A 20,966-nucleotide genomic window follows, 5' to 3' on the forward strand; every position below is an offset into this window, starting at 1 on the left:
ACCTCAGCCAGTCTTCCAGAACGAGAAGGAGCGAAAAAAGTTCTCAACCGAGTTCACAATACAGGCAGTCAGGTAAAACGTTTAAATCTTATTTGGATGGACGGCGGATACCGTGGTGAAGAATTTATGCGTTGGGTGATGGATATGTTTCGCTGGATTGTGGAAATTGTGCTTCGACCATTGGAAAAGAAAGGTTTTGTCCATTTACCAAAGCGCTGGGTTGTTGAGCGAACTTTTGGTTGGCTTAACTGGTGTCGACGTTTAAGTAAAGATTATGAACGACTACCAGAAACCTCTGAGACTTTTATTTACATTGCGATGATCCGGATTATGGTCAGGCGACTGGCATAATTTTTAACTCGCTTCGACTTTTAAAACATCCTCTAAGGAGCAATCACCATGTCTGACAAATTTACTAACAATGTCCGCGCTCGTTTGTACAAACAGGGTTATCAAGGATTTACCAAGGACGATTACACAACGGCAGCGATCGCTGTTGAGTGCGATGACCTTGACAATCCCACCAAAGAGCAATTGAGCCAAGCCGTTGATTATCTCAAAGTCAAATCGACAAGCCAATTATCTGTAGTTGATGAACCCGTTGAAGAAACCTTTCTAGTAGGGGCAGAAGATGCACAACCTGACGCTGAATTTGATAACAGTCAGCTTGCGGTCGCTTCAAGAGAGATTAACAGCATCACTGTAACCAGCGATGACAAGCGTCAAATTGTAACAGCCCAATCATCGGCGCTGGGGTTTGAGTTAACTGAACAAGAAACATTAAGTATCGCTCTTAACGTTGACGACACTTTTACCGACTACAGCCAATTCATCAGTACTGTAACGGCTGCAATCAAGAACTACGTTGATCAAAAATTTGATGTCATTGAGCAATCATTTGAGACTAACGCCCAAGACTTGCGAGAACACGTAAGCAACAGAGCTTCTAGATTAAATCAAAAGGTTAATAACTTCTCAGGAGACATGAAAGCGGATATGGGAGTCATCCGCCAAAACATTAAAAGCACCCAATTCTCAATCCTCGCAAGGCTCAACGCGGCTCAATAGTAATGGCTTGACGCTGCTTGAGTGCTTGTTTATTCGTTGGGTGAGGATGAGCTACTTCTCAAGAATTGCTGTTAGTTTAACTGCACTCGCTGCTGTAATTTTACCCTTGTATAGCTGGGTATATCTGCCAATGCTAGAGCAATCAAGCTATCAGCAATATCTCAAACGGAAGTCAAATATTGAGCAATATGTAAGGCGAATGGAGTACCACTGCAACCAAATCTTTACCCCAGAGAAGGAATATCGCTGTGAAAAGTTCAATGAAGCTAAAAAATCTGGTAACTTCCAAATCACGCCACCTAGAGCGCCAATTAAAAACTAAATTTAACGCATCTACTAACTTAGTAGTTAGAGCGCTAACAGGTGATAAATCAGCCCTGAAGCTGATAGGTCAAATGGGCAATGACGGGGCGAAGATTAGTGAATTCGCCCCACAAGTTAGAGAGCAAATGCTAGCTGCTATCAAGGGGACTGAGGACTTAAACATAGTCCTTAGCGACATCTACAAACAAGCAGGTGTTAGCGGTGAAAAAATTGAAAGAGCAGTGCAGTCAGCAATTTTAGCTGATACTCATCTAGCTAACATCCTAGAAGAGATGAAGCTTGATTTTGCTTCATCCAAGGAGAAAGAAGCGCTACGCCATCAACAATCAACAGACCATCTATTGCTGAAAGCATGGGTAGATAAACACATGATGCAAGTTGATGGCGAATATAAAATTTTGCAGACAGAATTACAGACAGACATTAGACAACAAACAATTGACCTACAACATGATAGAGAACTGGGCAAGTATTACTTAGAAATGGGTGATAACGCTCGTGATGACTTTAAACCTAAAAAGCAATATGCAGAGCGCTCAATTGTACAAAAAATCAAGGATGCTCTGCTAGGTTTCTGACAATTCAATCCCGACAGTTACCGCCTGAATTAACTGTCGGGCAAGTAAATATCATGATAGTTATATGACATACGATGTTGAGGACGACCAAGAGGAATTAGTAAGCGAAATCGCCCCAGATACGCCGTTACCAAAAGACTTGATATCACATTTAGAGTCGCGCAAGCAGCACCGCAAAGACGTTATCAATACAACTGAAAAATTGACTCGATTCTTTGTTGGCTGGTCGCTAAATTCTACGGGATTCTTTATAGCTAAATATCTATTAATAACTGGTGGTAGCGTTAATCTCTGGTTGGCAATTTCGCTCTCATTTTCTATATGCAGCGTTGGCTCTCTGGCTGGGCTAACGGGCTTGAGAGTTAATTACAACAGTGATGGATTAGAGGTAGACAATATGCAAAATCTTATAAAAACTGCTGGGGGCTTGGTATTTGCAGGTATCACAACTTGGTTAGCAGTCAAAGACCATCAATATTTTGAGAATTTGACTAAAGAAACAGTCACGCAGATTAGCCAAGACATCCAAACCATTGAAAAACAGAACCCGCAATCAGACCCTTGGGTAAGTATTGCAGTCGCGTTGGCTTTATTCATTGGCTCTATTGCAATTATTTTTAAGGGGCGCTCATGAAACAGGGTGTTTTCGAGTTAGCACTGGCTGGTGTGTGTGGTGTAGCCGCAATCATCGGGCTTGCAACATCGCAAACACGTCAGCCCTACGATTTGACACAGATTCAGTTCTGCCCAAGATCAGCAAACGGCGTACACAGCCAAATAGCTTTGGATAAGCGTTTTTGCAACCAGCCGCGTTTTGTCCTTACTGAAGAATGGCAGCGCTACGGACTGTATGGCAGCATCATTCCCTACAAGGGCGATGCTATTCAATGGGTGCGTGATTTGCCCACAGACAACCCTAATCAGTTGTTAGGATATGGGATTGCGGTTATTGGGCTATGGGGTGTCGTGGGTTGTTTGCTCGTCATTATTGAGATACAGCCCAACTTCAAGGTAAAAGGTCAACGGTTCAGTTCTCTTGAATTGAAGCGACTGTTTAATGAGTTGGTAGAGGCGAGTCTTTAGGATGGCTAGATGCCTCGACTATCGAAATCGCCCCATAAAGACAGACCAAGAGTTCGGACAGAACTAGACAGAATGCTTATGCAGCAATGGAATTAAGCGACAGTGGATTAGACAGACACACTTTCCTTAGACAGACTTACCCGTAAATAGCTGTTTGCGCTTAACAAGTGAGCCTACACCAAAAAAACCAGCTAGTAAAGATCCTAGTATAGAGGATGGTTCAGGGACAGATACGGGGGCACTTTCCTTAAAGATTTTAACTGTATAGCTACCAGCATTGTCTAATCCACTGCTTTGGCTAACGTCATTTACATAGAAGTCAGCTCTGTTCCCAATACCTAGATACTCGAATGAATAGATACTAGTTGATTGATATTGTCCCCAGAAATTGTCATTGTTAGAGCCAAGAGCATTAGAAAATAAGCCAAAATCAAAATTTCCAAAATTCGGGTCAAGGTCGTTTTGAGTGGCAAAATTATTGCGAGTTACAAAACGAGCATCAACAACCCAATTAGGAATTCTAAAATCAGGCTGAAATGTCCCGGAAACCTCAAATTTATAGCGCACTCCGTTTAAAAGAGGACTAGACAATACGGGAGTTAAAGGACTCTTTGAATTTATAGTAAGAGTTTCAATAGGGTTAAGTTCAAAAGTAGCTGCAAGAGTTTTGGGTGTAAGTGTTAACCAACTCAGAATAGTAATCGAAGACAATATTGATAAGTTTCTCAAAGAAAGCATAAGGTTTTCTAAATTTAACTGGGATTAAAAGTGGAGCTAAATGTCTCCTACAGGTTTAACCTACTTATGATTAAAGTGGTATTACTTTTTCCCAAAGAAACAATATCTTTATAAATAAGGCATCTTTTACGTAATTTTTACTATTAAGACATTACATCCATCTTTTAACCTCCTTATTTCCTTGTAGATTAATTCAGACTCCCGCCTAAACCCAGATATAGAGCGGGTGTTATCTCAATCGTGGTTGGTGGTAGCAATTGCTGGCGCACCGGGGCAGCGATCGCTTTTAATCGGCAGTCATTATTGAGATACAGCCTAACTTTAAGGTAAAAGGTCAACGGTTTAGTTCTCTGGAGTTGAAGCGACTGTTTAACGAACTGGTAGAGGCGAGTCTTTAGTCTGGCTTGATGCTACGACTATTGAAATTAACCAAAATCGGACAGAGGGACAGACCGGACAGAACTAGACATAATCCTTATGCAGCAATGGAATTAGGCGACAGACACCCAGACAGAACCCAAGACTAAGACAGAAGCCCCCGATGAATCACCAGGGGCTTTCTTGTTAACGCTTACCTATCAAATCAAACAATGTCAGTAGATGACTATTACTCCTACAACACACTCATGGAGATTGAAGAAAAAATGAAAAAATAGCTGATTTTAAATAACAGTCTTTTCTTGTTGCTTAGAAACTGGCATTAAAAACAGTTTGGGGAATAAAAGCCCAGAACGATTTTTGTAGTCATCAAACTCAGAGTAACGAGATAAAGAAGAGTCTTTCTTAAGCATATTTGGAATAAACAGCGTGCTGATAAAAGCTCCGAGAATCAAGAATGGGAGCCAGTGTTGAGTCAGCATAGCAAAGGCACTATAAATAAATATTTCTCCTAGATAATTGGTGTTGCGACAACGAGCAAAGAATCCTTCTGTTATTAGTCCCTTTTGATATTTAAGGGTATAGTACTTCTGGGCATCGCTAGCAAAGTGTAAAAACACACCAAAGATGTTCAAGGAAATAGCTACTGCCACTAGGGGTAGTGGTGGTACTGTGCCACTACTAATCAGAATAAAGGGTGCTATCCAATAGAAGTTCACCAGAATAAAGATGAAAATGCCCTGTGGAATAGAAACTTGTTGCTCCCATTGTTTGTCTGGGAATATGCGGTCTTTTAGTAGCCACAGAAAGCCATAAGTACCGTGAAGTGCTAAATACACCCAGGGGCCTAGAGTGAAGTTCTGGTAAACAAACATAAGTCCCAGTATAAAAAAGAATGTTAGTCCTTTGCTGAGATTGATGGCATACTTGGCTTTCATGATCTGGATATTCTTCTCTATTGATTTTTATGTCTTTATTCTCAATTATTCCAAGTTTTTTTGCTCAATACCCATAAGGTACAAGCTAAGAAAAAAGATACGAAAGTACCATCCATCTCCATGACTACTGGCTAGTTTTCGCAGCTTGCTTTTGCTCGTTCTCCAACACCGGAAAGTACCGCCGAGGATTCAGGGGTTTCTTCCACCCAGTCAATTCAAACAGGTACTCATCTTTCTTCAAGGTTAAGCATCGTTGCCCATTGATTGATTTGACTGCCGTTGATATTTATCCGCTCACACAGGTCAGTCTTGGTTAGCCCGTAAGTTACTCTCGTCTAAACCCAGACAACGCCGCGGGTGTTATCTAAAATGTGGTTGGTGGTAGCAGAACAGGCTTTTTGATCGGGACTGAGTGCGATCGCAAGTCCGGGACGGCTTATAGCCACCGAATAACACAATTATGTATTATGACTATGTTACATAATTTCCTAAACTGTTACTTACAAAAATGAATGGTGAAGTCATTACTGATATTCGTCAAATAACTCTTGACTGGCTCAATTCAGTGCTTATTGGTAGTGCCGCACTGGTTACAGGCAAAGTCCTTGATTTTGCTATCGAAGTCAAAGGAAGTGAAAATGCCCGGATTGTAAAAATCCGGCCTCAATATGAACAAGGAGCAACTGGTACAACGCCTGCAATGCTTTTGCTGAAAATGTGTTTAGGCAATAATACTACTTTTGGAGATTCAGAAGTCAATTACTATACGCGGGATTACATTGATCTAATAAATCGACCGCTACCGATAAGCTACCATGCACGATATGCACAGAACCCTCCTCGCTATCACATTCTCATGGAAGACCTATCTGCAAGCCATAGTCCTAGTTGGAAAATTAAGCCAACACTTGCATACGGATGTGCAGTTGCTCAAGCCCTAGCTACATTGCACGCACATTGGTGGGGAAGCGAAAAGTTAGAGGCCATTGGTGCTAATATTCCCAGCCACAGTGAAATTGAGCGATACGTGGCTCATGCCCAACCAGGATTACTACCAATGTTGTCGGAGGTTAGGAGTGAAATTGATAGAGAGTGGCACTCAGTACTTATGGATGTGTTTGAGTACCATCCAGGCAAGATGATTGAGCGCACTTTCAACTCATCTGGCTTCACATTGATTCACGGTGATCTTAACCCTGGTAATATTCTTTATCCATTAAATGGAGACGGGAAAATTTATCTAATTGACCGCCAGCCGTTTGATTGGTCGCTGACTACTTGGCTGGGAGTAAGCGATATTGCGTATATGATGGTGCATTGGTGGGAAGCATCTTGGCGACGACAATTAGAAATTCCTATCTTACGCGAATATCATGCAAGTCTTTTAAGCAATGGCGTGTCTGGTTACGATTGGGAGCAACTGATAAACGACTATAAACTGGCTGCTGTTCAAAGTCTTTACGTTGCTTGTCAGTGGTGTGTCTCTCCCCAAGAGCGTCGCCAAATGAAATGGGTATGGCTTCCACAACTGCTCAAGTCGATGACAGCTTTCTTTGACTTGCGCTGTTCTGAGTTATGGACATTGTGGAAATAGATGCGTTGGTTTCTAAGCCGTGAGCGGATTATACCTGCAAGTGGTCATCGCGCTGCAATCATAAGCTAATTTTATCAGCCAACGCCATCATGCGGGTTGTAGCGTTTGCGATTGATAAGCAGGGATTAACTGGGTCGAGTGGTTTCAATTTGCTCACGGAATATGTAGGTTTCCAGCCGTTTACATTGTTTAATTGCACAAAGACCATGTAGGCTAGACCCTATGAAAATAAACCGCTTCGGTAGGGCAGAAATCCTCACACCCAACCAAATTAATGTCCTATTTAACGAGGGCTTTGTCAACCCACGCGATTGGGAACTGTACGGCAACGAGAAAGACGGTTATCGAGTTAACGGTTAGGCAATGTGCAAAGCCCTCATTTCGAGCATCGACAACAACAATAAAACTTTTACTAGGGACTATGTACCACTATTTAATCACCGCAGCCATCAACGTTGAAAACCATCTAAAAGAGTATTTGTTTGATGGGCAAGATGAAACCACGATCAGCTTTGAAAACAAAGTAAAGCTAGTCGTGGGAGATGAATTTGCACTACCGTACAAAAACTGCTTAGTTTGCATGAAACTGACCAGAGTTATGCAATATCGACTGGAACTTGAAGAAAATTCTCACGACCAAAGATTTACTTTGACTGTAAAACCTGGTGACTATCTTGGTTACTACGACTGTAGAGCAGAAATTTACGAATACAATCTAGGCTAGACCCTATGAAAATAAATCGTTTCGGCAGGGCAGAAATCCTTACCCCCGACCAAATTAATGTCCTATTTAGCGAGGGCTTTGTCAACCCACGCGATCGCGCTCTGTTTGGCGTGTGCCTTTATGCTGCCTGCCGGATCAATGAAGCTTGCACTTTGGCGGTGAAAGATGTGTTTGGCAGCAACGGTGTTAGAGGCGTGTTAGTACTACGCAGTGTCAACACCAAAGGCAAGCGGGACACCAGGGAAATCCAAGTGCATCCCAAACTCAGGCAGTATTTAGAAGAATACAACCCCAACCGCCGCAAGGAGTTCTTGTTTCCCGGTCGGCATGGGTTGTTACATATCCACAAGGTCAGCGCCGATAAAATTCTCAGAGATACCTGTACTCGGCTGGGCATTGAGGGCGTTAGTACCCACAGCTTTCGGAGGACTGCGTTAACTAGGATGAGCGATGCCGGGATACCGTTGCGCCACATACAGGAGATATCGGGACATCGCACGTTGGCAGCTTTGGAGCGTTATCTGGGGGTAACTGAAAAGCAGAAGCAAAATGCGATCTCTGCTTTGGACTTTTGAACAATAGACCTCTTGCAAAAGTCCCCTAACACCCCACTCTACAGGCGGGGTGGGGTTCTTTTTTTAATTTATGCAAAAAGTCTATTTTTTATCTTCTGGTGTCATGGCTATCACCCTGTTCTTAGCTTACGCTAATTTTCGCACAGTGCAGACTTATCACCCAAGTTTATTCGCGAGTAATCATCACGAATTACTTTCCCTCTCTTCTATTTTTTTCAAATTGGGATGCTCCCTGGTTAAACAACCACAAAATTGTTTTCAGTTAGTGACAATCCAGCAGATAATTGTGCAAATTTTTCCTGAGTAAACCCAGATGCACTACCATCGCGGTCAAAGAACAGTCCACCTGTAGAAAAGTCATAGATAAATCGCTGATCGACTGTCTTTGCAGATGCTCCGATGGTAAACTGACTTTTCTGAAGTGAACCTATTTCACCAACAAAATAAATATAAGCCGCTAGCTGAATAATATCATGAGTCACATCAAAGTCATCAAGACGATCAACGTTTTGCCCAAAACTATTGAAAACAAAGGTATCATTACCATTTCCACCTGTCAGAATGTCATTTCCTCCATAACCTCCAGAGAGCGTATCGTTGCCATTGCTCCCAAGAATGTTGTCATCGTAGCTTGTACCTGAGATATTTAATCGTTCGATATTCTTGTAACTAACTAGATTCGTGCCTGCGGTAATTGAGCCAATGTTAGTAGTAGCATTGAATGTCGAAGTGATTCCCTTGGTAGCATCATAGTAATCAAACGACAACAAATCGTCACCTATCCCCCCATCTATCGTATCACTGCCACTAGTGCCCCCAGAAAGCGTATCGTTACCATTGTTACCTACAATGTTGTCATCGTAGGCTGTACCTGAGATATTTAATCGTTCGATATTCTTGTAACTAACCAGATTCGCGCCTGTGGTAATTGAGCCAATGTTAGTAGTGGCATTGAATGTCGTTGCGATTCCCTCGGTAGCATCCCTGAAAGCTACGGACAACAAATCGTCACCTATCCCCCCATCTATCGTATCATTGCCACCAAATCCCGTGGAGAGCGTATCATTGCCACTGTTCCCCACAATATTGTCATCGTAGGCTGTACCTGAGATATTTAATTGCTCGATATTTTTGTAACTAACCTGATTCGTGCCTGCTGTAATTGAGCCAATGTTAGTAGTGGCATTGAATGTCGTTGCGATCCCCTCTGTAGCATTGCTGTAATCGATGGACAAGAAATCGTCACCTTTACCGCCATCTACCGTTTGAGTCACTAAACCAGAGGCGGGGGCACTGCCTACATAGAAAGAATCATTGCCATCGCCCCCATTGAGTAGGTTATCGCCTGTTGTATAGGCACTAAGTAAGGTATCGTTACCAGCGCCACCGTTGAGAGTGTTATTGCCTGAGGCGGTATAATAGCCGTAATCGTTGACGGAGCCAGAGACGGAGAGATAATCATTGCCATCGTCCCCAGAGAGTAGGTTATTGCCTATTGAGAACTCAGCAAGCAAGTAATCGTCACCAGCACCACCGTTGAGGGTGTTATTGCCCGATCTGTTGCCAATGTAATCAGCAGAGGCATCCAAGCTATCATTGCCATCGCCACCAGAGAGCAGATTATCGCCTCCTGAATCGTAAGTATTTAAGTAATCGTTACCTGCACCGCCAATAATTGTGTTATTTCCACCTTCTCCATATAGCGTATCGTTGCCATTGTTCCCCACAATGTTGTCATCGTAGGCTGTACCTGAGATATTTAATCGTTCGATATTCTTGTAGTTACTAACCTGATTCGTGCCAGCCGTAATCGAGCCAATGTTAGTGGTAACATTAAATGTCGTTGTGATTCCCTTAGTAGCATACTTGTAATCGACGGACAACAAATCGTTACCTTTACCCCCATCTACCGCTTGAGTTGCTAAGTCAAAGGGGGTAGTCTTTGAAGCACTCGGATATAAGGTCAAAAATAATAAGTCATCACCATTTCCTCCATTAAGGGTGTTTTTACCCACGTCATCAGAGAAAACAACACGAAGAGAATCATTGCCATCATCTCCATTGAGTAGGTTATCGCCTGTTGAATAGTCAATACTCAAGAAATCTTTACCAGCACCACCGTTGAGGGTGTTGTTGCCTGTTGATGAATTAGCATTCAATTGATCATCACCAGTACCACCAACAAGAGAGTTATTACCCGCACCACTTTCGAGGGTGTCATTAAGAGCGCCACCAATAAGAGTATCATTGCCCGTACCACCCCGTAGCAGGTCATTGCCACTTTTGCCGTCAATGATGTCATCACCTCCCTGACCATTGATAACATCATCTGAATTATCAAAGCCGTTAACATTATTGTTCAGGTCATTAAGGAAAGTGACTGTGTTTTTGTTGAAGATTGTGTTTTGGGTGGAGTTGGCATTGAAGACATCAAAGCTGTCCGTGATGCTAGTTTGCCCATCAAACAGAATATTGCCAAAAGCCTTCAGATTGTCCAAGTTTTCTAACTGAAAGTTTTGCAGAGTTACTTTGGTAGAACCCGCATTTTCAAAGGTGACTTCTAAATTGTTACCATTTTGAGTTAATCGCAGATTTTGGGCAGTTAAACCACTACCTGTAAATTGCAAGATGTCAGCATTGGCAATCACCTCCGCCGAAGGCTTTGAGCCTTTACCAATGCCGCCAAAATCGGTGATGTTATTGCCATCGTTAAGGCGAAATACAAATGTATCTTGACCACCGTTGCCTGTTAGGGTGTCTTCAAGAATTAACCCATTGATGTTGTTATTAGGTGTGCCAAAAAAGGTATCTGGACCGGGAGTTCCAGTCCTGTAGCCAAAGCTGTTACTGTTGGCAATATTCGTTCCCCCAAACACTACATAGCTTTGCCCAGCATTAGATTTGCCGTTGGGGTCGGCACCACGTGCCCCAATAATCAGGTCGTCAATGCCATCGTTATTGATATCCCCCGCGTTGCTGATTGAGATGCCTAAGCGATCGTTTTCTGCAATGCCGTTAATTATAAAGCCATTAGTGCCATTCAAAGAAGAGAGGTTGAAGCTGCCGCCACTGCCCAGATTCTTTCCCCCAAACACTATATAGCTTTGTCCAGCATCAGAGTTGCCGTTGGGGTCGGCATTATATGCCCCAATAACCAGATCGTCAATGCCATCGTTATTGATGTCCCCCGCATTGCTGACTAAGTAGCCACCTTCTGCAAAGCCGTTGATGAAAAAGCCATTAGTGCCATTCAAGGAGGAAAGGTTCAGGATGCCGCCACTGCCCAGATTCTTTCCCCCAAAAACTACATAGTTTTGTCCACTATAATTTGCCCCAATAATCAGGTCGTCAATGCCATCATTGTTAATGTCCCCCGCATTGCTGACTGAGGTGCCTGATTCGTCATTTGCTGCAATGCCGTTAATTATAAAGCCATTAGTGCCATTCAAAGAAGAGAGGTTGAAGAATGAATTAGCCATGATTTTTTCCTGTGTTTATTTGTTGTTAGGCAGGGAGTTAGCATTATCTAAAATTAAAATAATCGCTAATATTTATATTCTCTTTTATTATGTAAAGTTTCTAGATTATGTGCATTTCCATGCATACACCATATTACTACGAGGAGAAAAAATACTCTTCGTTAAAACTAGTTCCAACCATACATCCAGTTGACCAGCCTTTCATTGGCTGATCGGGACGATCGCCCTCTGGATTATCAGTTGTATGTTAATCTACATAAAAATTATTATTTGTATCAGGGACTCGTTCCTCACCACGCAATATTGTGATTTCTCTGGTTTGTACCAAAGCTAATTGGTTTTTATGATGGAACTACCGCCACATAACAGAGATGAAAATTTGCGTCGGATACATCAAATTGGTCGCCAGCAATGGAAGCGAGAAAGCAAATATCATCATTAAAAATATAAGATGGCTAAAAGAACAAGAAACTGATAAACGATTGCAGAGAAGAATTGATAAAGAAATCGCTCTTCAAAAAAGATGGGATGAAAGAGTAAATAATTTTAGTAAACGTTTAAGTATTGAGAAATTTTTATATCAAGAATTTGTTCCATTCAATAAAAAACATCCTAAAGATGCGACAATTCAATGTCCAATTTGTGAGCAATTAGTAAAACAAGAAAATCTCTTATCACACATAAAGAAAACTCATTTTAAAAAAGCCCAATTGCGTAAGCATTCGGGGATATAAAGAGGTTAAGCTCTCGGTGGCTCTCCACCCACTCAGGAGGCGGCTTCTGTTTGTAGCAGTCCCGGTTTGAGGAGGGTCAGCAGATTAAACAGTTCAATAAGGGAGTTCTGCACTGGCGTAGCAGTGAGCATGAGGATAAACCGCTTCGACAGGGCGTTGACCAGTTTCCAGTTTAGGGTAGTGCGATTTTTCAGGTGGTGGGCTTCATCAACAACAACTAAGTCCCAAGTGCGACTAGTGACGTGGGGATAATGTTTAGCAGACTTAGCCGTGTTTAATGAAGCAATAATTCAGGAGTTTTCTGTCCAGAAAGAATCTATCGGTTGTTGCGGATCACGATTATCTGTGGTGATAGTAGCAATATTAAATTTGTCACTTAACTCTAATTGCCACTGGGAAACCAGAGATGCGGGAGTTAGCACGAGCAGGGACTGTACCATACCCCTTGCTAAGTATTCAGCTATGATTAGTCCCGCTTCAATCGTTTTGCCCAATCCGACTTCATCCGCTAGTAATGCACGTCCACCCAGTTGTCTAAGTACTTTTCGGGCTGTTTCAATCTGATACCAGTATTTGTCAATAGCAGTTAGTGTGGGCAGGCAAATTAGCTGATCATAGTCTGCCATTACCGAGAGGTTGAACAGGTCTAAACGCGCCTCGTAGAAGTTGAGCGGGTCGTATTTACCAACTTTCAGGGCTTCTAAGGCAGTGTCAGAATTGAATTTGAATGTATAGTTTTTCTCCATGATGCACCCCTAACAGCTACTTTTGACCACACCGCGCACGCACATTTGACCAGTTCAGCACCAATTAGGGAACTAACTCAAAGCCCATGCCCACATGAGTGAAGTGAGCATCTTCGGTGAGGATTGTTGTAATGTTACATTCTTGCATAACGACCATTGAGGTCAAGTCAGTAAAAGAAATCAGGGGCTTATCGAGAAATTTAGAACGGAGTACTTTGGTTTGGGCAAAGCGTTCTTCAGTAATGCGTATTAAATAAAAGTTATCGGCTAAAAAAGCTGACAGCAGCGCTTTCATGGATTGGTTGGCTATCGGTGCAGGGAGTCGTCGAAAAAAGAAAGTGAATGTTTCGTCAAGAACGTAGTCAGTTGTATAAATTTGTCCATTTTGAGCAATGGCACGTTGGTAAGCTTGTGTGGCTTCTTGGTAATAGCGTTCACTTTTGTCGTGGAGCGTAAGCCAACCCCAAGTATCAATGAAAAACTTAGTCGCCATAGAGTTCCGAGTCTAAGTTGGCAGCCAGGGAGCCGTGAGATACTGCACCAATGAAGTTTGCCAGGGGGTCGCTACTGGAATTGGGGGGGTTTGAATCTGGTGATTTCTGAGTACGAGCAAGCTGTTGAACATACTGCAACACATCTGCAAGGTGCTGCTCTGGTAGTTGTTCAATCGCTTCAAAAATGGCTTGTTTGGTTGTCATAGCAATGACTTAATAATGTTGTTTTCTTATATAAAGTCTACTGCTGAAATTACTGTCTTAGCTAGGACTTATCTTCATCTGATACACTTCAATAAACTGGAAACTAAAACCGAGCCGGTTGACCAAATGTCAACATATCTTCTAGGAACGAAAGCCAGTGTCAACTTCTGACAAGCAATGCCGCATTATCGCCCTGTTTAACCAAGCGGGTGGTGTCGCCAAATCGACACTGACCCCAAACCTGGGATACCACCTAGCACGACGAAAACATCGCGTTCTCCTCATCGACGTAGACCCCCAAGCGTCCTTGACAAAATTCATGGGGTTAGTGCCATCTCAGTTACAAAAAACCATTGCCGATGCCATTATCGACGAGCAGCCCTTACCAATTCATGAGGGCATTCACGGCATGGACTTGGTTCCAGCAAGCCGAGTCTTAAGTGGAGCCGAAATGCAGTTAGTCAGTGCTGCGATGCGCGAGTTGCGCCTTAAGGAAGCCATTGAATCTGTTCTAAATGAATACGACTTCATTCTTATAGATTGTCCCCCCAGCTTAGGATTGCTTTCCTATATCGCCTTAGTCGCAGCCACACACGTCCTCGTCCCCGTCGAAACCCATATAAAAGCTTTTGAGGGAACTGACGAGCTTTTACAAACTATCACCCACGTAAAAAATAAAGCTAACCGCAAAATTCAAATAGCCGGGTTTATTCCCACGCGGTATGCTCAACAGAACTCAGCCGATAAACGCGCATTGGCAGCAATCACTGAACAACTTTCAGCTTGGGGTCGTATTTTCCCACCCATCCCCAGAGCTACCGCTTTTGTCGATGCGTCAGAAGAACGTGCGCCCCTAGCAGTATTTGACCCGAAACATCCTGTAGTCGCTATTCTTGAAGAAATCGCCAAGACTTTGGAGGCTTTATGATCCGACGCAAACAAACAGACAAACCCTTTGGGGGTCAAATTACAACTCCACCCCCTGCACCTTGGTTATCTTCACCGGATGCCGAGTCGCCAGCCGCTACTGAAACTACTATTAAGCTCTCAGATATAGTTCTGCCTCAACACCAGCCCCGACGATACTTCGACCCACAAGCATTAAAAGAATTAGTCTCGTCAGTCAAGCAGCATGGCATTCTCCAACCTTTGTTGGTGCGTCCAATTGGTGGAGGGAAATACGAATTAGTAGCAGGAGAGCGACGCTATCGGGCAGGAATTGAAGCAGAACTTGAAGTCGCGCCTGTGGTTGTGCGTGAGCTATCTGATGACCAAGCGTTTCAGTTGGCTTTGATTGAAAACCTGCAACGAGAAGACCTTAACCCTGTTGAAGAAACTGAAGGGATCTTGCACCTGTTGGCAATCCGGCTGCATTGCGATGTAGAAGCCGTCAAATCCTTGCTGTATCGAATGAAAAACGCTCACAGCAAGGGGGAACAGCCGTCAAAATCCTCATTAAATGAATCTAGTAAAAACGTTTCTCCTAACCCAGATAATCCACAAACTGGGGACAACATTTCTGACCATTTATCTGATGAAACTGAATCTAGGAAAAACGTTTCTCCTAACCTATATGAAGAACAATCAAACACGGTACAACAGGTGTTTGAGAGTTTGGGACTCATGAATTGGCTATCGTTCACTACCACACGCTTACCTTTGCTCACTCTGCCCGAAGAAATTTTAATGGCACTGCGTTCTGGTCAACTGGAATACACCAAAGCACAAGTCTTGGCACGGGTAAGAAATAATGAAATCCGAAAAAAACTTTTGTCCGAAGCGATAGCTAACGATTGGTCTTTAAGCCAAATCAAAGAAAAAATCGCCGCTTGGACGGATGATGAACAGGCATCCTCATCTAAAGCATCTAACCAAATACCAGACCGGCTTCAAAATATCACCCAGCGCATTAAAAAGCGTCAGCTTTGGAAAGAAAAAGACAAGCAAAAGCAGCTAGTAAACCTTTTGAACAAGCTCGAAGCCTTACTAGGGGATGAGTGACTATGACCGCTACAGCCCTACTGCTTCCACAGCCTATCACCGAGCGGCTGGGGCATCGGGACAACTAAAAGACATTGGTCAGGGCAGTATCCTCAAATATCATTACCGTTGCGTGGGGGTGATTGCGCTCTTTCTGCTCAAGCCTGTGCAATTACGGTATGGTTATTAAAATTGACCATCCTGTAGGGGGATTATGTGGGTTAACTACCAACATTTAAGATATGAATTGCTAGCAGTTATTGAAACACAATTGCTCGGCAGCGATTGGCTGTAAAAGGAAAGTTACGTCTCATGGGTGAAGCAAAGCGCAGAAGAAAATTAGACCCTAATTATGGTATCGGTGGAGTAACGCCCAGAGAAAAACCAGAGGTGATTCCTGAGATAATTTACACTGATCGCATTCAGCTAAAAAATCTCCCGTTGACGATTGAATCACTAGCGAATTACGACTTAACAATCATTGATTGTGATTTTCGAGGAATCAACCCAAGTTTAATACATGCAAATTTTGAGCATTTGAGAGATGAAGCAATGGGGTTTTGTCAGAAATCTTATTCCTATGGAAGGAAAAATTATCTTAACCCATTGATTAGTAATAAAGAAAATGCATCTCTAAACAACTTTCCCATATTGACTTATTCTCGGATTTCACAAATAAATGATGAAAAGCCAGCCTCATTTTTTCTAGCTAATTTAGCCAATGCCTCAAGATAGTTGTCTATCGACACACAGAGGGTGAGCGCTCAACACAAAATTTAGATATAAGTATAGTAGATCAGTGGGAGCAAAGTGAAGCGGCTGCCAGCGCTCGTCTCAGCAATTGTTTACCGTTCATAATTTCCCTGGTGCAACGCGCTATTTACAGGCTAATCTCAAACTAAACATCACATCGCCCCGCAAGAGGATAAAACCCTGCTATAATCCGCCTATAAGATAGCTTGCAATCAGACTTGTTTTTTGCAACAATGCGCGGGAAGGTAGGTGTACAAAATAACAATCTGCAAAAAATTGCTGTATTCCCCTATGTGTGGGCACTTGAGTGCGTTTGCACTTCTCAACAATCCGCGCACCTTATAGAGACTAGCTTTCAGCGATTTGCATCTAGTCAATTTCAAAACAATTGTGTTATGATTCTTGCATTCGCGCTATTGAACCTTGAAAACCAAATACAGCAAAGCTTTGAGATGCAGTCCATTGCAATTAACCCAAATCCCTATTAGGGATTGAAACACACTAGTTGCTGTAGTTCCTGTAATATTCCGGCAGATTGCAATTAACCCAAATCCCTATTAGGGATTGAAACGCGGATGTTGCTTTCTGCAATTGCCCCCAGACCGGATTGCAATTAACCCAAATCCCTATTAGGGATTGAAACAAATCTCTGCCATTGTACCAGTTGCCCAAAAATTGCAATTAACCCAAATCCCTATTAGGGATTGAAACGAGTAGACTCCCAGCACCAAGCGCACCGTTACCAGATTGCAATTAACCCAAATCCCTATTAGGGATTGAAACATGTGGGAGCAACAATTGGTGGAATGGTTGGAGGATATCATTGCAATTAACCCAAATCCCTATTAGGGATTGAAACATTTGGTTGGTTTTCCGCCGGGGTGACGGCTTTCATTGCAATTAACCCAAATCCCTATTAGGGATTGAAACGACTCGCTAAGAAATATTACAGAATACTGCGCTGAAATTGCAATTAACCCAAATCCCTATTAGGGATTGAAACAGCGATAGGTGAATCATCGCTGACACCTCTCTTTTTTACAGCACCCGTGAACGCCTGTTTACCCTCAGTTAATTGGTGCAGAGTACTACCAATACTATGCGGTAATAAACCTATTGCATATAAAAAACCCTGGAGAAATGCCAACTCTATCGAGATTGCAATTTATCTAGGGTTGTAAAGTATATATTTATGTCTCGTAAAAACGTAAACTTAGTGTTCCCAAAAATTTGGGGATTTGAACATTACATAGATGTGATCTTGGGGTGAAATGAGCAACCGTGCAGAAAGTTACGCTAAGGAATTGATGAGCCATTTTCAATATCCCGATCGCTAGGAATAAACCTGTACCAATTGATCTGTCTGAAATTTAAAAGCCTTAAATCCTTACTGTGCCGTACAAAAAAGCTGTACCAAATAACCTATAGGTTAATTGGTACATTGAGAATCGCCAAAAATCTTGATTGAAAGAATGCTTATCCAGCAAGGGTTACAGCCTTAGCGTAACTTTCTGTACGATTGCTCATTTACCCCCCTATGTAATATTTTGGGAGTTAATTTCATTTTGAATTAACTCAAAAAATTGTGAAATTTCTTTAATTGACCGAATGTGATAAACGTTTTTGTTGCTTTGAGCCTGTTGAATATACTCGCTATATTTTGGTGTTAAATATTTGTGACATAGCCAAAGCACGCGATAGCTACTAAGTGAACTCCTTAATATTGGACTGTTTTGGGGCCATCCTTCTGGCGGTTGAAAGTAACCTGTGATGAATCGTTTAGTAACCCACCAAAAATGCACGTACAGTGGTAAATCAACAAAAACTAAAGTATCCGCGTCGTCAAGTCGTGGCCAGAGTGTTTCCATGCTCCCAAACCCGTCAATAATCCATCTTTCAGTATGTAAAATTTCCTGATGGATACGCTTGTAGTCTTCATGCGGAACTTTAGCACCCCCAGGATGAAATTCAATCTTGTCCAAGATATGAAGTGGCAAACCAGTAATTTGGGATAATCTCTTGCTGAGAGTTGATTTCCCACCTCCAGTATTGCCAAACACCGCTACTTTTTTCATCGTCACTTTCCTAATGCAATGTAGTTCAAGGGACAAAAAGTTTGTCACAAAAGAATAAGAGTCTTATTCATATTACCTTTATAATACATAATGTATTATAAAGGTGTACTATTTTGTTCTTGACCTCTCCCTCGCTGTTGCTCTTGCTATACCAATTCCCAGTGACTAATGACCATGGCCGCCGCCGCTAATTCTCCCCTATTCCCCTACTCCTCAATAACTGATGACTGGCCCCAGATATAAGAATAAACCAAGCAACTCTTAACAAATAGGCGGCGAAGCGGAGTGTCTGCCGATGCCTGCAACAAATTGGTTGGCTCAATGAGTGGATTTGTGGCAGTGGCAGACACCGGCTATTTGAGCGAAGCGGTTAAGAGTTGTGCCATCACCTAGAGAGACATCCCTTTACTCTGTCTTCTTTCCTGCTGCCGTTCTGATTCTATTATTTCTTGCAATACTCGATCTGCCTCTTGCCAAAACTGAATATTTTCTATTTCTAATTCCCCCACATTAATCGGTGAATACTCAAGCTCACCTGACTGGTTTCGGTTGACTGCCACTCGGAAAATCTCACCTCGTTCATCATGGGTAAATACCAATGCTCTACCCTGCTTCTCCAGAGTGGCACGTTTGAATCTAAGGCTATTGTTACACCAAAGCTATGCTGCAAACACCACTTATCACATAGATTTTATGTAGTTTATCAGTATTGAAATAGTAGTTCTAAATACCTTGCTCAAGTGGTAGCTGTTGGGTAGCTCAACTGGTGACACACTGCTACCAGTTGAGTAGTAAAAAAGCGAGTTGTTGAAAATTTGATCATTCCCTAACTGGTAGCAATACGGTGGCCCTACTGCTACCAGTTGAGCATAAGACTTTTTGCGAAAAATTCTGGCGTAATGCTTACTGAAAATGACTTACAGCAAATTTTAATCGCCTGTTTCATTCTCAATAACTTCAAAATTATTGATCATACATAATACATTTATGTTGCAATTGTGCTTCAATAATTCTTTCATTAACTTAATGCAGCCCACTTAACATCCGATTTTTTTCTTCATGCCTAAATAAAAATTGTTCATTTTAAAATCTCCACGCTTGTTGATAGAGTTGAAACTTGTTTTAAGTAGTGAAATTGTCTGATTAGTCACAGTTACAAATAGCAGACATTTTGCACCTAAAACCCCTATTCATATACAAAATGTCTGCTATTTCGCACAGCTTATACACGCTTTCAACTGTTATAGCTGTCATTAAATGTTGACAATCAGGTACAAAATGTCTGCTATTTTGCACATCGCTTTTTGGAAAAATTGCCCTCTAATACTTACTCCAGAAAGCTTTTAGCCATTTTTATCAAACTTCTTCATTCTCAATAACTCTAAAATTATTGAGAATGTATAATACCTTTGTGTTGCAAATGTACTTCAAAAATCCCGCTCAATCGATCAACTTCTTCAGTGAGTAAATCTGAAATCTCCACTGTGAGTTCAGGAGTCATTGTATATATTTAGCGTTAACTGAAACAGAAACTCGTCTAACGCAACAACTACACTAAACACTTATAACTCCGTGAACTTAGTGTAGTTTAACCGTAGTAAATCAGTCTCATCCGACACTAATATTTTTGGCCGTCCAAAACATCAAAAACAGTGGTTTTTTGTCCTTTTGGCCGTCCAATAACCGTCAACCTTACTCAATTGTCATGCTCTGTTGACAAATGCCCACCTGTCAACGGACGGCCAAAAGGACAAAAATGACCAGTTTTTGTCCTTTTGGCCGTCCTGTGTTTTTGAAAAAAATCTTCTGTAACTTATATCCAGTCTCAATTACAGCCACTTTTTTGCCCTATTTTTATTGTCAATAAGATAGGGTCTTATTGAGAATGCGTAATCATAATATGTTGCAAATGTACTTCAAAAATTCTTTCTTGAACTTAACCCACGAGTCAGGTGTATGCTCCGCGTGGCTCACAGACTAAAACCACGATCCTGCTGTTTCTGCTTTTGTTGCTCCTCCCTGAGATGAGCTTCTAATTCCTGACTCCAATCAGGATTATGGGTTTTAAGCCTTTTACCCTGTGGCAACAATTCTAATACTGCACTAGCTGCGTTATTCCCTTGTTGATCATTATTGAATGCTACGACCACCCTATTGAAACTCTTGAGAAATTCCATAGGTAGGTTATTCGGGTCATCAGCTACTATCAACATGGTTCTAGTTGGTGGTAGCCCTTTGCAACTTGAGATTAGATAGGTTGCTGCTGACATCGCATCAATTGGTGTAGAACACAAAAAGACGTTTTCTACCTTGTCCGTTGGTTGCCCTCCCAATCTCAGATAAAACCAACCATTTGGTGTAGAGGTGTTTTGGTCGTACTCCACAGTGCGATGACTTTGCCTTGGCTTTGACCAAATTAATGCACCAGTTTTTTCACCATCTAAATTACGCTTGATAAACAAAATATTTCGTTGCTCATCCATGTAAAGCAACTGATTATT

Annotated in this window: 24 protein-coding genes, 1 pseudogene and 1 CRISPR repeat array; of the genes and pseudogenes, 15 read left to right on the forward strand and 10 right to left on the reverse strand. The window is 42.1% G+C overall.

Annotation, left to right across the window (positions count from 1 at the left end):
* The 6 genes from H6G97_RS30520 to H6G97_RS30545 form a co-directional block, all read left to right on the forward strand.
* The coding region (locus H6G97_RS30520; RefSeq protein WP_190941080.1) for a transposase at positions 1-351 on the forward strand (351 nt) is incomplete at its 5' end.
* A 48-nt stretch (positions 352-399) separates the two neighbouring features.
* The gene (locus H6G97_RS30525) at positions 400-1,068 is read left to right on the forward strand and encodes a hypothetical protein (RefSeq protein ID WP_190944258.1); all 669 of its coding nucleotides are present in this window, start codon (positions 400-402) and stop codon (positions 1,066-1,068) included.
* Between the two features lie 46 nt (positions 1,069-1,114).
* A complete protein-coding gene (locus H6G97_RS30530) occupies positions 1,115-1,390 on the forward strand; it encodes a hypothetical protein (protein WP_190944259.1) in 276 nt (91 codons plus the stop codon).
* On the forward strand, positions 1,329-1,970 hold the full coding sequence (locus tag H6G97_RS30535; RefSeq protein WP_190944260.1) for a hypothetical protein: 642 nt from the start codon (positions 1,329-1,331) through the stop codon (positions 1,968-1,970). The genes H6G97_RS30530 and H6G97_RS30535 overlap by 62 nt, the downstream gene beginning before the upstream one ends.
* 64 nt (positions 1,971-2,034) lie before the next feature.
* Complete coding sequence (locus H6G97_RS30540; RefSeq protein WP_190944261.1) at positions 2,035-2,604, forward strand: hypothetical protein; 570 nt, start codon at positions 2,035-2,037, stop codon at positions 2,602-2,604.
* Complete coding sequence (locus H6G97_RS30545) at positions 2,601-3,053, forward strand: hypothetical protein (RefSeq protein ID WP_190944262.1); 453 nt, start codon at positions 2,601-2,603, stop codon at positions 3,051-3,053. Before H6G97_RS30540 ends, H6G97_RS30545 begins: the two co-directional genes overlap by 4 nt.
* 126 nt (positions 3,054-3,179) lie before the next feature.
* On the opposite strand, the gene H6G97_RS30550 is transcribed toward H6G97_RS30545, so the two are convergent.
* The 3 genes from H6G97_RS30550 to H6G97_RS30560 form a co-directional block, all read right to left on the reverse strand.
* Positions 3,180-3,764, reverse strand: a complete 585-nt coding sequence (locus tag H6G97_RS30550; RefSeq protein ID WP_190944263.1) for a PEP-CTERM sorting domain-containing protein — start codon at positions 3,762-3,764, stop codon at positions 3,180-3,182.
* Positions 3,765-3,979: 215 nt separating this feature from the next.
* Positions 3,980-4,129, reverse strand: a complete 150-nt coding sequence (locus H6G97_RS30555) for a hypothetical protein (RefSeq protein ID WP_190944264.1) — start codon at positions 4,127-4,129, stop codon at positions 3,980-3,982.
* 324 nt (positions 4,130-4,453) lie between these two features.
* Entirely contained in the window at positions 4,454-5,107 is a 654-nt protein-coding gene (locus H6G97_RS30560; RefSeq protein ID WP_190944265.1) for a methyltransferase family protein, read from the reverse strand.
* Between the two features lie 508 nt (positions 5,108-5,615).
* Between H6G97_RS30560 and H6G97_RS30565 the strand changes: the two genes are divergently transcribed.
* From H6G97_RS30565 to H6G97_RS30580, 4 genes are all read left to right on the forward strand, one after another.
* Entirely contained in the window at positions 5,616-6,701 is a 1,086-nt protein-coding gene (locus tag H6G97_RS30565) for an aminoglycoside phosphotransferase/kinase family protein (RefSeq protein ID WP_190944266.1), read from the forward strand.
* 222 nt (positions 6,702-6,923) lie between these two features.
* Entirely contained in the window at positions 6,924-7,061 is a 138-nt protein-coding gene (locus H6G97_RS30570; RefSeq protein ID WP_190944267.1) for a hypothetical protein, read from the forward strand.
* 61 nt (positions 7,062-7,122) lie between these two features.
* Positions 7,123-7,425 carry a hypothetical protein gene (locus tag H6G97_RS30575; RefSeq protein ID WP_190944268.1) on the forward strand — a complete coding sequence of 101 codons (303 nt, stop codon included), beginning with the start codon at positions 7,123-7,125 and terminating at the stop codon, positions 7,423-7,425.
* Between the two features lie 5 nt (positions 7,426-7,430).
* The gene (locus tag H6G97_RS30580) at positions 7,431-8,000 is read left to right on the forward strand and encodes a tyrosine-type recombinase/integrase (RefSeq protein ID WP_190944269.1); all 570 of its coding nucleotides are present in this window, start codon (positions 7,431-7,433) and stop codon (positions 7,998-8,000) included.
* Between the two features lie 236 nt (positions 8,001-8,236).
* On the opposite strand, the gene H6G97_RS30585 is transcribed toward H6G97_RS30580, so the two are convergent.
* Positions 8,237-11,479 (reverse strand): beta strand repeat-containing protein, encoded by a 3,243-nt coding sequence (locus H6G97_RS30585; RefSeq protein WP_190944270.1) that lies wholly within the window; start codon positions 11,477-11,479, stop codon positions 8,237-8,239.
* A 371-nt stretch (positions 11,480-11,850) separates the two neighbouring features.
* On the opposite strand from H6G97_RS30585, the gene H6G97_RS30590 reads away from it, so the two are divergent.
* Positions 11,851-12,213 (forward strand): hypothetical protein, encoded by a 363-nt coding sequence (locus H6G97_RS30590; protein WP_190944271.1) that lies wholly within the window; start codon positions 11,851-11,853, stop codon positions 12,211-12,213.
* Positions 12,214-12,245: 32 nt separating this feature from the next.
* Here the strand turns inward: H6G97_RS30590 and H6G97_RS30595 are convergent.
* The 3 genes and pseudogenes from H6G97_RS30595 to H6G97_RS30605 all read right to left on the reverse strand — a co-directional run bounded on the left by H6G97_RS30595 (position 12,246) and on the right by H6G97_RS30605 (position 13,657).
* Positions 12,246-12,959 (reverse strand): annotated as a pseudogene (locus H6G97_RS30595) (DEAD/DEAH box helicase).
* Between the two features lie 64 nt (positions 12,960-13,023).
* A complete protein-coding gene (locus H6G97_RS30600; RefSeq protein WP_190944272.1) occupies positions 13,024-13,452 on the reverse strand; it encodes a type II toxin-antitoxin system VapC family toxin in 429 nt (142 codons plus the stop codon).
* A complete protein-coding gene (locus H6G97_RS30605) occupies positions 13,442-13,657 on the reverse strand; it encodes a hypothetical protein (protein WP_100901991.1) in 216 nt (71 codons plus the stop codon). Before H6G97_RS30605 ends, H6G97_RS30600 begins: the two co-directional genes overlap by 11 nt.
* A 157-nt stretch (positions 13,658-13,814) precedes the next feature.
* Between H6G97_RS30605 and H6G97_RS30610 the strand changes: the two genes are divergently transcribed.
* The 4 genes from H6G97_RS30610 (at position 13,815) to H6G97_RS30625 (ending at position 16,372) form a co-directional block, all read left to right on the forward strand.
* Entirely contained in the window at positions 13,815-14,585 is a 771-nt protein-coding gene (locus H6G97_RS30610) for an AAA family ATPase (RefSeq protein WP_190944273.1), read from the forward strand.
* Positions 14,582-15,658 carry a ParB/RepB/Spo0J family partition protein gene (locus H6G97_RS30615; RefSeq protein ID WP_190944274.1) on the forward strand — a complete coding sequence of 359 codons (1,077 nt, stop codon included), beginning with the start codon at positions 14,582-14,584 and terminating at the stop codon, positions 15,656-15,658. Before H6G97_RS30610 ends, H6G97_RS30615 begins: the two co-directional genes overlap by 4 nt.
* Positions 15,651-15,827 (forward strand): hypothetical protein, encoded by a 177-nt coding sequence (locus H6G97_RS30620; RefSeq protein WP_190944275.1) that lies wholly within the window; start codon positions 15,651-15,653, stop codon positions 15,825-15,827. Before H6G97_RS30615 ends, H6G97_RS30620 begins: the two co-directional genes overlap by 8 nt.
* 122 nt (positions 15,828-15,949) lie before the next feature.
* On the forward strand, positions 15,950-16,372 hold the full coding sequence (locus H6G97_RS30625) for a hypothetical protein (RefSeq protein WP_190944276.1): 423 nt from the start codon (positions 15,950-15,952) through the stop codon (positions 16,370-16,372).
* A gap of 479 nt (positions 16,373-16,851) precedes the next feature.
* Positions 16,852-17,393: direct repeats of the CRISPR family, unit length 37 nt; unit sequence ATTGCAATTAACCCAAATCCCTATTAGGGATTGAAAC.
* A gap of 532 nt (positions 17,394-17,925) precedes the next feature.
* On the opposite strand, the gene H6G97_RS30630 is transcribed toward H6G97_RS30625, so the two are convergent.
* From H6G97_RS30630 to H6G97_RS30640, 3 genes are all read right to left on the reverse strand, one after another.
* Entirely contained in the window at positions 17,926-18,465 is a 540-nt protein-coding gene (locus H6G97_RS30630) for a P-loop NTPase family protein (RefSeq protein WP_190944277.1), read from the reverse strand.
* Positions 18,466-18,854: 389 nt separating this feature from the next.
* Positions 18,855-19,064, reverse strand: a complete 210-nt coding sequence (locus H6G97_RS30635) for a hypothetical protein (RefSeq protein WP_242055432.1) — start codon at positions 19,062-19,064, stop codon at positions 18,855-18,857.
* A gap of 1,371 nt (positions 19,065-20,435) precedes the next feature.
* Positions 20,436-20,966: toprim domain-containing protein (locus tag H6G97_RS30640; RefSeq protein ID WP_206759134.1), on the reverse strand; the 531-nt coding region annotated here is incomplete at its 5' end.

Origin of the sequence: Nostoc flagelliforme FACHB-838 (assembly GCF_014698065.1) — a bacterium.
In the GTDB taxonomy this organism is placed as follows: domain Bacteria; phylum Cyanobacteriota; class Cyanobacteriia; order Cyanobacteriales; family Nostocaceae; genus Nostoc; species Nostoc flagelliforme_B.

Bases quoted from the DNA above. Each gene is read 5' to 3' on its own strand.
- H6G97_RS30565 (WP_190944266.1), top strand. From the start codon at position 5,616: ATGAATGGTGAAGTCATTACTGATATTCGTCAAATAACTCTTGACTGG.
- H6G97_RS30625 (WP_190944276.1), top strand. From the start codon at position 15,950: ATGGGTGAAGCAAAGCGCAGAAGAAAATTAGACCCTAATTATGGTATC.
- H6G97_RS30580 (WP_190944269.1), top strand. From the start codon at position 7,431: ATGAAAATAAATCGTTTCGGCAGGGCAGAAATCCTTACCCCCGACCAA.
- H6G97_RS30545 (WP_190944262.1), top strand. From the start codon at position 2,601: ATGAAACAGGGTGTTTTCGAGTTAGCACTGGCTGGTGTGTGTGGTGTA.
- H6G97_RS30605 (WP_100901991.1), bottom strand. From the start codon at position 13,657: ATGACAACCAAACAAGCCATTTTTGAAGCGATTGAACAACTACCAGAG.
- H6G97_RS30525 (WP_190944258.1), top strand. From the start codon at position 400: ATGTCTGACAAATTTACTAACAATGTCCGCGCTCGTTTGTACAAACAG.
- H6G97_RS30620 (WP_190944275.1), top strand. From the start codon at position 15,651: ATGAGTGACTATGACCGCTACAGCCCTACTGCTTCCACAGCCTATCAC.
- H6G97_RS30585 (WP_190944270.1), bottom strand. From the start codon at position 11,479: ATGGCTAATTCATTCTTCAACCTCTCTTCTTTGAATGGCACTAATGGC.
- H6G97_RS30615 (WP_190944274.1), top strand. From the start codon at position 14,582: ATGATCCGACGCAAACAAACAGACAAACCCTTTGGGGGTCAAATTACA.
- H6G97_RS30535 (WP_190944260.1), top strand. From the start codon at position 1,329: ATGAAGCTAAAAAATCTGGTAACTTCCAAATCACGCCACCTAGAGCGC.
- H6G97_RS30560 (WP_190944265.1), bottom strand. From the start codon at position 5,107: ATGAAAGCCAAGTATGCCATCAATCTCAGCAAAGGACTAACATTCTTT.
- H6G97_RS30590 (WP_190944271.1), top strand. From the start codon at position 11,851: ATGAAAATTTGCGTCGGATACATCAAATTGGTCGCCAGCAATGGAAGC.
- H6G97_RS30575 (WP_190944268.1), top strand. From the start codon at position 7,123: ATGTACCACTATTTAATCACCGCAGCCATCAACGTTGAAAACCATCTA.
- H6G97_RS30540 (WP_190944261.1), top strand. From the start codon at position 2,035: ATGACATACGATGTTGAGGACGACCAAGAGGAATTAGTAAGCGAAATC.
- H6G97_RS30570 (WP_190944267.1), top strand. From the start codon at position 6,924: ATGAAAATAAACCGCTTCGGTAGGGCAGAAATCCTCACACCCAACCAA.
- H6G97_RS30600 (WP_190944272.1), bottom strand. From the start codon at position 13,452: ATGGCGACTAAGTTTTTCATTGATACTTGGGGTTGGCTTACGCTCCAC.
- H6G97_RS30630 (WP_190944277.1), bottom strand. From the start codon at position 18,465: ATGAAAAAAGTAGCGGTGTTTGGCAATACTGGAGGTGGGAAATCAACT.
- H6G97_RS30530 (WP_190944259.1), top strand. From the start codon at position 1,115: ATGAGCTACTTCTCAAGAATTGCTGTTAGTTTAACTGCACTCGCTGCT.